Genomic DNA, 12647 nt, shown 5'->3' with positions numbered 1-12647 from the left:
ATAAAAAACTCTCGCAGATCCGGAAAGTTATCCTGAAATCTGTGAGAGTTTACTAATAAAGTGAATTAAAGCCAGCCTCTATTGGTTCAGCTTTACTATAATTTATTCCTGAACTTCAAAGAGCAAACGTTCCCCGAATTTCTGTTCATTAATCTTTCCGTTTTCATAAACAAGATTTCCATTAACGAAAGTGTGAGTTACTTTAGAGCCGAAACTCATCCCTTCCAACGGACTCCATTCACATTTGTAAAGGATATTTTCTTTGGCGACCGTCCAGTTTTCATTCAGATCAACCAGCACCAGGTCTGCTTTGTAGCCTTCTCTTACAAAACCTCTTTTCTCAATTCTGAAAAGAATAGCCGGATTGTGCGCCATTTTTTCAACAATCTTTTCTAAAGAAATCTTGCCATTTTTATAATTCTCCAGCATCACAACTAATGAATGCTGTACAAGTGGTGCCCCGGAAGGACATTTGGTATAAACATTCTGCTTTTCTTCCCAGGTATGTGGCGCGTGATCGGTGGCAATAACATCAATCCTGTCGTCCAGCAAAGCTTCCCAAAGACCGTCTTTGTCTTTTTGTGTTTTTACGGCAGGATTCCATTTGATCAGTCCGCCTTTGGTATCGTAATCTTCATTGGTAAAAGTAAGATGGTGAATACAAACTTCCGCCGTAATTTTTTTATCTTTTAAAGGGATATCATTTCTGAAAAGCTCTGTTTCTTTTGCCGTCGACAAATGGAAAACATGAAGTCTCGCCCCTGTTTTTTTCGCAAGCTCGATTGCTTTTGAGGAAGATTTATAACACGCCTCTTCGCTTCTGATCAAATGGTGAAATTTTACCGGAATATCCTCCCCGTATTCATCCATATATTTTTGGGTATTGGCTTTAATGGTAGCTTCATCTTCACAGTGAACGGCAATCAGCATTTTGGTATTGCTGAAAATATTTTCCAGGGTTTCCGGATTATCTACCAGCATATTTCCGGTGGAAGAGCCTAGAAATAATTTAATTCCCGGAACATTTCTCGGATTTGTTTTCAGGACTTCTTCAAGATTATCATTGGTCCCACCCATCATAAAGCCATAGTTCGCATATGCTTTTTGAGAAGCTATCTCATATTTGTCTGCCAACAATTCCTGCGTTACAGCATTCGGAACGGTATTGGGCTGATCGATAAAGCTTGTCGTTCCGCCCGCAATGGCAGCTTTTGATTCTGTTTCAATATCTCCTTTATGGGTAAGTCCCGGCTCACGAAAATGCACCTGATCGTCGATCACTCCTGGCAGAAGATATTTTCCTGCCCCATCAATGAGGTGTTCTGCATCGTCAGAAATTTGGGTGTCTATTTTGGAGATTAAATCGTTTTCAATTAAAACATCACCTTCAACGATTTTACCTTCGTTGACGATTTTTACATTTTTGATTAAGGTCTTCATTTTTACCGAGAAATTAGATGTTAGAAATTAGAAGCTAGTTTTAAAGATTATACATTATAAATAAGACATCAAGTTGATCACTAATTTCTAACTTCTAATCTCTAGCTTCTATAAAAGCAAAATTAAGGTTTATGAATGAATTTTAACCCCGCCGACAACAAATCAATTTCTAAATATTTACATTTGCATAAAAATTTCAGACTTTGAAGAAGCTTCTTAACGAAACAATTATATATGGTATCGGGGCGATTATGCCGAGAGTCATTCTATTTGTTTTAAATCCATTATATATTGATCAGATTGATAAAAAAGATTTTGCTATATTTTCAAATCTTTATGCCTTAATTTCTTTTATTAATATTCTTCTTTCTTTTGGATTTGAAACTGCCTTCTTCCGTTTTTCCTCTGAGAAAGATAATCAGAAGAAAACATTCAACACTTCGTTTTGGGTTCTGTTCGGATTATCCACACTTTTTCTACTGGGATGTCTTATTTTCACTCAACCTATTGCAGACACTTTAAAGTATTCTTCAAACCCGGAATATATCCGCTGGTTTGCATGGATAGCATTTTTTGATAACCTTTGTGTTATTCCTTTTGCCTGGCTCCGTTACAACAATAAACCCATAAAGTATTCGATGGTAAGGGTATTACAATCGTTGTTTCAGACCGTTTTGACTCTTGCCTTGTTTCTCTATATTCCTTTAAAAATATCTCATGATTTCGGGTTAAAAGAAATAGTTTCTTTTCCTTTCTACAGCAATCTGGCGGCAAGTTTTATGGGTTTTGTTTTGCTGCTTCCAGTAGTTTTCAAAGTCAGGATTGAGTTTTCTGTTGATCTTTTCAAGAAGATGATAAAGTATTCGTGGCCCATCATGATTGCCGGCCTTGCTTTTATGTTTAATGAAAATTTTGATAAGGCCATTCAGATTTGGTTTATTCCTGAAGAAGATGCCGGAGCTTATGGCGGATGTTATAAACTGGCAGTTCTGATGACTTTATTTGTAACCGCTTACAGGATGGGAATCGAGCCATTTTTCTTTAAGCAAATGAATAATGAAAATGCTAAAAATACGTATGCTAAAGTAACAGAATATTTCACGTTCTTCGCATCAACTGTTGCGATGGGCATTATTGCCAATATTTCATGGCTGAAACAGATTTTAATTCCCAACAGCTCATATTGGACAGCAATTGACATTATCCCGATTATCGTAATTGCTAATCTTTGCTTTGGAATTTATTATAACTTTTCAACCTGGTATAAAGTAACGGATAGGACTAAAATCGGAACTGTGATTTCTTGGCTAGGAGCCGGGTTAACCATTGTATTAAACCTCGTCTTCTTAAAGAAATATGGTTTTATGGTTTCGGCCTGGGTCACTTTTATAGCCTATTTTGTGATGATGGTAACATCTTATTTATTAGGTCAGAAATATTATCCTATCCCTTACCGTATCCGTAAAATGACGTTATTTTTGGGAATGCTGATTATTTTCAGCTACGCAATTGTAGAATTTTTCGATTACAATCTGTGGGTTGGCAACTTACTTTTCGCTGTGTACGCGGGTATGCTGATTTATTCTGAAAAAGATATGCTGCTGTCGAGAATTAAAAAATAACTTTGGTCTTTTATTTGTTGCTTATGGATTCCGTGAAATAAGAAGAACGCGATCTCAGCATTGGTTTTATTACTATCTTTATACAAAATTATAACTCAACGAAACATATTAAATAATTTATGAAAATTATCGTTCCTATGGCTGGACGTGGTTCCAGATTACGTCCACATACTCTTACCGTTCCGAAACCTCTGATTCCTATCGCCGGAAAGCCAATCGTACAGAGGCTGGTAGAAGATATTGCCAAAGTCGCAGGAGAAGAAATTGAAGAAGTCGCTTTCATTATCGGAGATTTTGGACAGGAAATTGAAAAATCCCTGATTCAGATTGCAGAAAAGCTGGGAGCGAAAGGCAGCATCTATTATCAGAATGACCCGCTTGGTACCGCACACGCCATCAAATGCGCCGAACAGTCTATGACCGGAAATGTGGTGATTGCTTTTGCTGATACTTTATTCCGTGCAGATTTTATTTTAGATAAAAATTCCGACGGGGTAATCTGGGTAAAAAGCGTGGAAGATCCTTCTGCCTTTGGAGTTGTAAAACTGGATAATTACGGATTTATCACAGATTTTGTTGAAAAGCCCCAGACCTTCGTTTCAGATCTTGCTATCATCGGAATTTATTATTTCAACAGCGCAGAAAAGCTGATGAACGAGATCAATTACCTGATGGATAACGATATTAAAAACGGCGGAGAATATCAATTGACAACCGCTTTAGAAAACCTGAGAGCGAAAGGTGCAAAATTCACACTCGGAAAAGTAAACGACTGGATGGATTGCGGAAACAAAAATGCGACCGTAGAAACCAACAGCAAAATTCTGGCTTACGAGCAAGAAGAAATGTCTCACTTTCCGGCTTCGGCCCAGATTGAAAATTCATTGATCATTCCACCGTGTTTTATAGGAGAAAATGTAAAAATATCCAATTCAAAAGTGGGTCCTGGTGTTTCTTTGGGAAATAATACGGTGATTGTCAATTCAAACATCGAAAACTCTCTGATTCAGGAAAATACAAAAATAAATCACGGAAATCTTTCCAATTCAATGATCGGAAATTCTGCACAGTATTTCGGTGTGGCAAGGGAAATTTCTTTGGGGGATTATTCGGTTCTTGATTTCTTATCGAAATAATTAAGAGGAATATTCAACGTAAATAATTATCTTCAGACCACACAAAATGTTTTGTGTGGTTTGGCGTTAATATTGCAAGGTAATTTTTAAAATTGAAAAGGTAAATACATGAAAAACTGGATCATAGTACTATTATTGCTCTTTGTTGTAACTTCTTGTAAAACGAGAAATTCAGCTAAAAAAGTTAATAAAAATATTAATATTGACAGCGCCTTTGTATTGGGCGAAGACCAAAATCCCAAAGACAACAATGAGCCAATAAGAAATAAACTTCCATTTTTTGAACATGTGATTCCCACTCCTCAGTTTGAGCAAATCAAAATAAACAGTAAAGTTAATGTAGAAACAGGAAGTTTTATTCCGACTCTTGACGCTACTATTTATATTGAAAAAGATAAAAAAAGTATGGATGAACCTTACGGCATTCATCATTACCGTAGCCCGCGGAATCGCTACTCCTGAAGGCATTAAAGGGCAGGACAAAACCAGCAAAACATACATCGACTCAGATTTTGATTATCTCAACAACCTTCTGAATGTTAATTTCTTTGATTATAAATCATTAGAAAAAATTCTATTAGGACGCACTTTTGTTAAAATAAACGATTCCCAGTTTACATTAACTCAAAATGCCCAGGGCTTTAGAATGGCATCCAATGTCACTCAGAAAATTGTTACAGATGAAAAAACAAGAGAGTACAATATTATTTTGAATTATGATACCAATTATGATTTATTAAACGTAAATCTTAAAGATGTTTTGTCTCCTGATGAGCTTGATGTATCATACAGCAATTGGGAAGAAATCAACGGAATTCGCTTACCCAGAAATGTTAAAATAATTATAAAAGGCTCAAAAAACAGTCAGATTTTACTGGAAAATACGAAATTTGACTTTTCGAGGATGGACACACCCTATTCTGTGCCGTCCAGTTATAAGAAAATTGAGATTAAATGATTAAGAAATTTAGCTTTTTAATAGGTATTTTATTCTTTGGTCTCCATCAGGGCCAAAGCAGCAAAAAGGAACAATTGCAGAAGCAAAATGCTGAACTTAAAAAACAAATTGCACAGATAAATACAGATTTAGCAAAAACAAGAAATGAATCTAAACTTTCTATAGCCTATCTTGATAATGTTAACAAGAAACTGGTACTGAGAGAAAAGGTTTACAATAATACTCAGAAGGAAAAGAGATTTATTGAAGACGAAATCTATCTTCGTCAGTTGGAAATCAACCGTCAGAACAGAGAACTGAAAATCCTCCGGGAAAATTATGCTAAAGTTCTGGTCAACGCCTACAAAAACAAAGGTGTTCAGAATAAAGTTACTTTTATTCTGTCCGCCAAAAATATGGGTGAGGCTATACGAAGAGTTCAATATTTAAAGCAATACTCCGATTATCAGGACAAAAAAGCAGCGGAAATTACTACTGCCGCCACAAAAATAAAACAGTCTATCACACAGAAACAGAATTCTGTGAAAGAGAAGGCGAATCTGCTTGTCAATCAACAAAAAGATTTAACGACAATTAATGCTGAAAGGGCTCAAAAAGAACAACTCGTAGCAGATTTTAAGAAAAACGAATCTAAACTTACCAGCGAGCTGAGACAAAAACAAACACAGTCTAAGGTGCTGGAAGGACAAATTAGATCGATTATTGCGGAAGAAATCAGGATTGCAAAAGCGGAGGAAGAAGTCAGAAAAAAAGCAGAAGCTGAGAAAATACGCCTTGCCAAAATTGCTGCAGAACGAGAAAAAGCAAGAATTGAAGCTGAAAACAAAGCAAGGGCTGAAGCTTTGGAAAAAGAAAGACTTATCGCTGAAGCCGAATCCAGAAAAGCATCTGAGCTAGCCACTAAACGCGCCGAGGAAGAAAGAAAGCGCAATGAAGAGGCAGCAAGAGCAGAATCTACTACCCGGGATGAGGCAAGAAAAGTAGCCGCTAAAAAAGCATCTGATGAAGCAAGCGCAAAGGCCAAAGAAGCATCTGAAAAACTAGCAGCAGCAAGAGCAGCCGAAGCTGCACTGGCCAAAAAGAAAGAAGACGACAAAAAAGCTGCAGAAACAAAGGCAATGACCAGCTATGGTGTTACAACAGTTGCCGGAAGTAATTTTGCAGACAATAAAGGCAGATTAGGCTACCCTGCAGATAAGATCGGGCAGATTACTCACCGCTTTGGAAGACATCCACACCCAGTATTCAAAAATATTGATGAAGAAAACAATGGTATTAAAATTTCTGTACCATCCGGAACAAGGGCAAGATCTGTATTTCCGGGAACCGTTTCATCCGTATTGGCAAACAGTGACGGAACCAAGACTGTTATCCTTAAACATGGTAATTATTTCACCATATATTCCAATTTAGGAAGCGTGAATGTTTCAAAAGGACAGCAGGTATCAGCAGGAACCCCGGTAGGAGTGATCGGCCAGGATTTCGACGGAACCTATACCCTTGATTTTCAGGTATGGAACGGAAGCACACCTGTTGATCCTTTAGGTTGGGTTTCTTATTAAAAAAGATTAACTTTGTAAAAAATTTAGCAATGAATACATTAACAATATTGTCATTATCTTGGCAACACATCCTGATCGTGGCTATCATTCTTCTGTTACTTTTCGGAGGTAAAAAAATCCCTGAATTAATGAGAGGAGTTGGTTCCGGTATTAAAGAATTTAAAGATGCTGTAAAGGAAGAGGACAAACCTGGTTCTGAAAACAAGACCACCAATAATAATTCTTCTAGCAACTAAAAATTTCTAAAACCCGATGAATTTTACTGAGACCGCATGGAAAGTCTTTAATAAGTCTATTGAAGATTATCACGTGTCTGATGACGTTAACACTCTAATTAATAACCCGTTCGAAAAAGACACTTTGGAACGAATTTTGTATGCAAAGAACTGGATTGATACCGTTCAATGGCATTTGGAAGATATAATTAGAGATGAAAATATTGATCCGGCTGAAGCTCTTAAGATTAAAAGAGTGATCGATGCCTCCAATCAGAAAAGAACTGATTTGGTAGAATTTATAGACAGCTGGTTTCTTAAAAAATTTGAAAGTGTAACTCCTAAACCTGACGCAAAAATCAATACTGAAACTATCGCATGGGCGGTAGACAGGCTATCAATTCTTGCACTCAAGGTTTATCATATGTCGTTAGAAGCAAACAGAGATTCAGCTTCAGAAGAACACAGAGCCAATTGTAAGGCAAAACTGGATGTCCTTCTTGTTCAACATGAAGATCTTTCGACTTCTATTAATCAGTTGCTTACTGATATTGAGAACGGTGATGTTAAGATGAAAGTGTACAAACAGATGAAAATGTACAACGATGAAAGTCTTAACCCAGTCCTATATCAAAAGGGGCAACAAAAATGAAACGATTACTTTTTTTTGGAGTATTACTGATTATAACATCCTGCGCAACGGAAAAGCCAAATTTTTCTCCGTTGTCGACCAGCTTTTATAGCGAAACCAAAGGATCAGATTCTGAAAATGGAGCAGAAAACAGTATTGATATCAATATAAAAAGTAATGTAAATGCTTCAGAAATTTCCAATCTGATCGCTACTTTCCCACAATTCAAAGACACAGCTTTAAACAGTGAAATTACTATTTTAAAGTACAGCCTGCAAAACTATCTTTATGCAATAGATGCCGCTAATGTGAATGGGAAAAATAAAGCTATTAAAGACTTTGAAAAATCATATAAAAAAAGTTCAGAAACTGAGGGTAAATCTCAATAAAGATGATAACGAGGTTCTTAATCGGTATCTTGTAAGATTAAAAACCAATGTTTCTGCAATTGAAGACTATATCAAGGCAAATTAAACTAATTAAGGGGTATCAATGATTAAAATTCAGGCGGAGTCCAACGTTCCTACGGAATATGGCACTTTCCGAATGATTGCTTTATCCGAAAACGAGAATGACTGGATGCCTCATATGGCAATTATCGCAGAAAAAACAGATTTTTCAAAGCCTGTGAACGTGCGTTTCCATTCAGAATGTATTACCGGAGAAGTTTTCCATTCAAAAAAATGTGAATGTGGTCAGCAACTCGACGCTGCCATGAAATATATCCATGAAAATGGAGGAGTTATCATCTACCTTCGACAGGAAGGAAGAAACATCGGAATCATCAATAAATTAAAAGCATATTCTTTACAGGAAAAAGGATTTGATACAGTGGAAGCCAATCTGAAACTGGGACTTCCCGCTGATGACAGAAATTTTGGGGTAGCCATTGAGATCCTGAATTTACTGGAAATAAAAGATATCAATCTACTTACCAATAATCCTGAAAAGGTAAAATATGTAGAGGAAAGTAATATTCATCTGAATTCAAGAATTCCTCTGCAAATACCGGCCAACGAAATCAGCAGAGGTTATCTGCAGACAAAGAAAGATTATTTTGGTCATCTCCTTGATGACAACGATAAATAAAGCAAAAGCTCCGAAATAAATTCCGGAGCTTTTTTTGTAATTATAAAAAACTGAAAAGATATATTTTTATTTAAATGAATAAGTCTTTATTCTTGATTCATCAATATTATAATATTTGATCACTGCATTGTAATCGGTTTTATCAACAGTGTTTATATTTTTACCTGCACTTGCCGGAACCAAAACGATTCTGAAAGTTTGGTTTGATAAATATTGTGTTGCCTCTGAAGGTGACATCTGTGTCTGCTGATTAAAGTTTGCAGCTGTTGTGATGTTTACTTCCTGCGTATTGAAATCAAAGTTGTAATCAAGCTCTCTTCCCGTAGGATATCCTGAAACATCATCTAAATAATAAGTCTTAGGAATACTCTGCCATGTATTGCCTACCCTTCTGTACACCAATACAACATCTGTACTCTCAATTCTAATATCTAATGATAATGTCCAGTTTCCTGCACTGGTAAATGTCCCTGTGGCATCCGTAGATTTTGAATAAGTATCATAATCTGTATCATCATCCTTGCAGCTGAATATAAATAAGCCTACAAAGGCTAATAGTAAAATTGGAAGAAATTTTTTCATTTTATAAAAGTTTAGTTATTGTTTGTTATTTATAAAGCGTATTCAAATCATATACCAAAAAATTCAAAAACATTGTTTCCATCATTATTTTAATTGTATTTTTGTTATTATTCAATAATTATGAAGAAACTGGTTTATACATCACTCTTTGTTTTCTTATTTTTAAGCTCAAAACTTACAGCCCAATATACACCGCAAAACCTTTCTAAAGATGATCTTAGAAAAGCAAATCATTGGGTCGACAAAACCTATAAACATCTTTCACAGGACGAAAGACTTGGCCAGTTGTTTATTGTTGCATTATATACAAACAAAGGTGAAAATGAGATCAGTAACGTCAGAAACATTGTCGTTAAAGAAAAAATCGGCGGGCTTATCCTGATGCAGGATGATGCGGCAAGAGAAATCAATCTTGTCAACGAATTCCAACAGAAATCAAAAGTTCCTTTGATGATCGGGATGGATGCCGAATGGGGAGTATATCAGAGAATTGCAACGGCTCACAAATTTCCCTGGGCAATGACATTGGGAGCTATTCAGGATAAAAACCTGATTCACCAGATGTCTGCCAAAATTGCGGAAGATTGCCACAGAATGGGTATTAATTGGGATTTTGCGCCTGTTGTGGATGTCAATACCAACCCAGATAACCCAATTATTGGCAACAGAAGTTTCGGATCCGAGGTGAATAATGTCATCAGTTCTGCTTTGGCCTATGCAAACGGGCTTCAGGACAATAATATTTTAGCGGCCATTAAACATTTTCCGGGACACGGCGATACCAGCACAGATTCGCATCTTGACCTTCCTGTCGTTTCTCACCATTTGGAAAGACTGAATACTATTGAACTCGCTCCTTTTAAAGCATTAATGAATAAAGGCATTGGTGGTGTAATGGTAGCGCATTTATACGTTCCAGCCTTGGAATCAGGAAAAGGAATTCCGGCTTCGGTTTCCAAAAATGTTATTACAGGTCTGTTGAAAGACCAATTAGGCTATAAGGGTTTAATCATTACTGACGCATTAAATATGGGCGCAGTGGCCAACAAATACAAACCGGGAGAACTGGATGCCATGGCTTTTAAAGCAGGAAACGACATCATGCTTTTTTCACAAGGTGTTTCTGAAGGTAAAAAATTAATTCAAAAGGCTATTGATAACGGCGAAATTCCTCAGTCAAGGGTAGAAGAAAGTGTAAAAAAGATTCTTCTGACAAAATACTTTTTAGGATTAGATAAATACAGTCCCAGAAATCCTGACAATATCAATTCAGATTTAAATAATGATTCGCATAAAATATTAGTTCAAAATTTATATGCTAATGCTTTAACATTAATAAAAGATGATAAAAACCTTCTTCCTTTACAAGGCAAACAGGTTTATTATGTTCCTTTAGAAGAAGCCCCGTACCAGACTTTTGCCAATGAAATGAGTTCTGGGATAATCATTAAAAAAGGAAATGAAATCAATACAATTCCTGCGAATTCTACTGTGATTGTCGGGTTCCATAAAGATAATACAACAGCTTATAAGCCTTATAAAATTTCAGAAGCTTCAAAAAAGGTTTTAGCCGAGCTTACAAAGAATCAAAATATTATCCTTACCGTTTTCGGAAGTGCGTATGCTTTAAAAGACATTGATATTTCAAAAGTTTCCACGGTGTTGGTTTCTTACGAAAACAATGACGACTCTATGACGGCCACAGCCGATGCATTAAAAGGCCAGACAAAAATATGGGGCAGGCTTCCGGTTCTGGTAAATGATGAATTAAAAGCCGGGATGGGAATTGATCTTGAACCAAAGGCTAAAAAATAAGTGAATTTATATTTACAAATCAAACAACAATACATCAATGAAAATAGGCATACTTTGCTATCCGACATACGGAGGAAGCGGAATTGTAGCAACAGAACTGGGAATGTCCCTTGCCAATAAAGGCTACGAGGTACATTTTATCAGCAATGCGCTTCCGGCGAGATTAGATATTACAAATCCGAATATTTTCTTTCACAGGGTAAATGTTCAGACGTATCCTCTTTTCCAGTATCAGCCTTATGATATTGCGCTGAGTTCAATGATCTATCGTGTAGTGAACCTTTACAAGCTGGATCTCCTTCATGCGCATTATGCGATCCCTTATGCTTATGCCGCTTTTACGGCAAAGCAGATGCTGAAGGAAGATGATAACGACATCCCGTTGGTCACTACCCTTCACGGAACAGATATTACGTTGGTTGGCCAACATCCAAGTTATAAACATGCAGTAGAATTTTCCATCAATCAATCCGATGCCATTACTTCCGTTTCCGAAAGTCTGAAAAGAGATACCTTACAGTTCTTTAAAATCAAAAAAGAAATTCAGGTCATTACCAATTTTATTGATAATTCTGAATTTGATGAGCCCAGTGATTGCCAAAGGACACAATTTGCGAACCCTGATGAAAAAATTCTGATTCACGTTTCAAACCTTCGTCCGGTAAAACGGGTAGATGAAGTACTGCAGATCTTCAAAAATGTTCAGAAAAAGGTAAAATCGAAATTAATTATTATCGGCGAAGGTCCCGATATGGAAAAAGTCAATCAGTTTCTGGAAGAAAACCCTGATCTGATCTCAAAGATCCGTCTCCTCGGAAAAGTAAATGACCTATACAGGATTCTTCAGCTTTCCGATGTATTTCTATTACCCTCAGAACAGGAAAGTTTTGGATTGGCAGCATTAGAAGCAATGGCCGCCAATACACCGGTGATCAGCTCCAATGCAGGAGGAATTCCGGAAGTAAATATCCAGGGAGAAACCGGATTTTTAGCAGAAATCGGAAATGTGGAAGCCATGAGCAATTACACCATTAAACTGCTGAGCAATGAAGAACTTTTAACCAAAATGAAAAAAAATGCGAAGGAACAAGCCATAAAATTCGATTTGAAAAACATTCTTCCTATCTACGAAGCGATGTACAGAACGACCATCGAAAATTTTAAAAATGAGCTGACGAAAGCATAGGCATTTTTACAGTATAAAATACAGGCTGCATTTCTTGATAATGTGGCCTTTTTTATACATATTTTCCTAAATGATCAACACTTTCGAATGGTAACTATTCACAACGTTATTTCAAAAGGAAAGTTGCCTGCAGTGTGCAGGAAGCTTTCCTGCTTTCCGGAGAGTTTGTCGCAAGGGTGCAACAACTTTTCCCGGTTTCCGGAAAAGTCATTGCAAGGGTGTATGGAACCTTCCCGGTTTCCGGAAAACCTGACGCAGGGGTGCGACAAGCTTTCCGGAAAAAATAATGGTAAATGAAAAACTAGGTTTTTGGGTCAAATTCCGATCTAATTTAAAGTGATAAATTGACATCATGTATAACAACTGTTCCAATCGAGCAATTTTTCTTTTACAAATAACAGCAATTCCCTA

14 protein-coding genes are annotated in these 12647 nt (G+C 36.7%); 12 read left to right on the top strand and 2 right to left on the bottom strand.

All coding sequences use genetic code 11. The features are described from left to right. Positions 1-102 precede the first annotated feature (102 nt). Positions 103-1440 (bottom strand): dihydroorotase, encoded by a 1338-nt coding sequence (locus AAHI02_RS15620; protein ID WP_346984030.1) that lies wholly within the window; start codon positions 1438-1440, stop codon positions 103-105. A 203-nt stretch (positions 1441-1643) separates the two neighbouring features. Here AAHI02_RS15620 and AAHI02_RS15615 point away from each other — a divergent pair, with 203 nt between their 5' ends. From AAHI02_RS15615 to ribA, 9 genes are all read left to right on the top strand, one after another. Beyond that, on the top strand, positions 1644-3062 hold the full coding sequence (locus tag AAHI02_RS15615; RefSeq protein WP_346984029.1) for an oligosaccharide flippase family protein: 1419 nt from the start codon (positions 1644-1646) through the stop codon (positions 3060-3062). Between the two features lie 119 nt (positions 3063-3181). Continuing rightward, entirely contained in the window at positions 3182-4198 is a 1017-nt protein-coding gene (locus AAHI02_RS15610; RefSeq protein WP_346984028.1) for a sugar phosphate nucleotidyltransferase, read from the top strand. Between the two features lie 108 nt (positions 4199-4306). Beyond that, on the top strand, positions 4307-4660 hold the full coding sequence (locus AAHI02_RS15605) for a hypothetical protein (RefSeq protein ID WP_346984027.1): 354 nt from the start codon (positions 4307-4309) through the stop codon (positions 4658-4660). Continuing rightward, a complete protein-coding gene (locus AAHI02_RS15600) occupies positions 4608-5156 on the top strand; it encodes a DUF4292 domain-containing protein (protein ID WP_346984026.1) in 549 nt (182 codons plus the stop codon). Before AAHI02_RS15605 ends, AAHI02_RS15600 begins: the two co-directional genes overlap by 53 nt. Then, the gene (locus tag AAHI02_RS15595) at positions 5153-6718 is read left to right on the top strand and encodes a peptidoglycan DD-metalloendopeptidase family protein (protein ID WP_346984025.1); all 1566 of its coding nucleotides are present in this window, start codon (positions 5153-5155) and stop codon (positions 6716-6718) included. Before AAHI02_RS15600 ends, AAHI02_RS15595 begins: the two co-directional genes overlap by 4 nt. Before the next feature lie 29 nt (positions 6719-6747). Beyond that, positions 6748-6954, top strand: coding sequence for a twin-arginine translocase TatA/TatE family subunit (locus AAHI02_RS15590; protein WP_042721620.1), 207 nt, complete (start codon positions 6748-6750; stop codon positions 6952-6954). A gap of 16 nt (positions 6955-6970) precedes the next feature. Beyond that, positions 6971-7585: a DUF4254 domain-containing protein gene (locus AAHI02_RS15585; RefSeq protein WP_346984024.1), complete on the top strand. Its 615-nt coding sequence runs from the start codon at positions 6971-6973 to the stop codon at positions 7583-7585. Continuing rightward, positions 7582-7953 (top strand): hypothetical protein, encoded by a 372-nt coding sequence (locus AAHI02_RS15580; protein ID WP_346984023.1) that lies wholly within the window; start codon positions 7582-7584, stop codon positions 7951-7953. Before AAHI02_RS15585 ends, AAHI02_RS15580 begins: the two co-directional genes overlap by 4 nt. A gap of 103 nt (positions 7954-8056) precedes the next feature. Beyond that, positions 8057-8653 carry a GTP cyclohydrolase II gene (gene ribA / locus AAHI02_RS15575; protein ID WP_346984022.1) on the top strand — a complete coding sequence of 199 codons (597 nt, stop codon included), beginning with the start codon at positions 8057-8059 and terminating at the stop codon, positions 8651-8653. A gap of 66 nt (positions 8654-8719) precedes the next feature. On the opposite strand, the gene AAHI02_RS15570 is transcribed toward ribA, so the two are convergent. Further along, positions 8720-9235, bottom strand: coding sequence for a hypothetical protein (locus tag AAHI02_RS15570; RefSeq protein WP_346984021.1), 516 nt, complete (start codon positions 9233-9235; stop codon positions 8720-8722). Between the two features lie 120 nt (positions 9236-9355). On the opposite strand from AAHI02_RS15570, the gene AAHI02_RS15565 reads away from it, so the two are divergent. From AAHI02_RS15565 to AAHI02_RS15555, 3 genes are all read left to right on the top strand, one after another. Continuing rightward, positions 9356-11050, top strand: coding sequence for a glycoside hydrolase family 3 N-terminal domain-containing protein (locus AAHI02_RS15565; RefSeq protein WP_346984020.1), 1695 nt, complete (start codon positions 9356-9358; stop codon positions 11048-11050). A gap of 37 nt (positions 11051-11087) precedes the next feature. Next, a complete protein-coding gene (bshA, locus tag AAHI02_RS15560) occupies positions 11088-12236 on the top strand; it encodes an N-acetyl-alpha-D-glucosaminyl L-malate synthase BshA (RefSeq protein WP_346984019.1) in 1149 nt (382 codons plus the stop codon). A gap of 134 nt (positions 12237-12370) precedes the next feature. Then, on the top strand, positions 12371-12523 hold the full coding sequence (locus tag AAHI02_RS15555) for a hypothetical protein (protein WP_346984018.1): 153 nt from the start codon (positions 12371-12373) through the stop codon (positions 12521-12523). Positions 12524-12647 lie beyond the last annotated feature (124 nt).

The sequence above is a fragment of the Chryseobacterium sp. POE27 genome (genome assembly GCF_039727685.1).
Classification (GTDB): Bacteria; Bacteroidota; Bacteroidia; order Flavobacteriales; family Weeksellaceae; genus Chryseobacterium.
Note: the sequence above shows the minus strand (reverse complement) of the source record. Positions and strands in the feature narration are given on the sequence as shown.

Excerpts from the sequence above, each read along its gene's own strand:
- AAHI02_RS15610 (WP_346984028.1), top strand. The coding sequence starts at position 3,182 with ATGAAAATTATCGTTCCTATGGCTGGACGTGGTTCCAGATTACGTCCA.
- AAHI02_RS15565 (WP_346984020.1), top strand. The coding sequence starts at position 9,356 with ATGAAGAAACTGGTTTATACATCACTCTTTGTTTTCTTATTTTTAAGC.
- ribA (WP_346984022.1), top strand. The coding sequence starts at position 8,057 with ATGATTAAAATTCAGGCGGAGTCCAACGTTCCTACGGAATATGGCACT.
- AAHI02_RS15600 (WP_346984026.1), top strand. The coding sequence starts at position 4,608 with ATGAACCTTACGGCATTCATCATTACCGTAGCCCGCGGAATCGCTACT.
- AAHI02_RS15605 (WP_346984027.1), top strand. The coding sequence starts at position 4,307 with ATGAAAAACTGGATCATAGTACTATTATTGCTCTTTGTTGTAACTTCT.
- AAHI02_RS15570 (WP_346984021.1), bottom strand. The coding sequence starts at position 9,235 with ATGAAAAAATTTCTTCCAATTTTACTATTAGCCTTTGTAGGCTTATTT.
- AAHI02_RS15585 (WP_346984024.1), top strand. The coding sequence starts at position 6,971 with ATGAATTTTACTGAGACCGCATGGAAAGTCTTTAATAAGTCTATTGAA.
- AAHI02_RS15620 (WP_346984030.1), bottom strand. The coding sequence starts at position 1,440 with ATGAAGACCTTAATCAAAAATGTAAAAATCGTCAACGAAGGTAAAATC.
- AAHI02_RS15595 (WP_346984025.1), top strand. The coding sequence starts at position 5,153 with ATGATTAAGAAATTTAGCTTTTTAATAGGTATTTTATTCTTTGGTCTC.
- bshA (WP_346984019.1), top strand. The coding sequence starts at position 11,088 with ATGAAAATAGGCATACTTTGCTATCCGACATACGGAGGAAGCGGAATT.
- AAHI02_RS15590 (WP_042721620.1), top strand. The coding sequence starts at position 6,748 with ATGAATACATTAACAATATTGTCATTATCTTGGCAACACATCCTGATC.
- AAHI02_RS15580 (WP_346984023.1), top strand. The coding sequence starts at position 7,582 with ATGAAACGATTACTTTTTTTTGGAGTATTACTGATTATAACATCCTGC.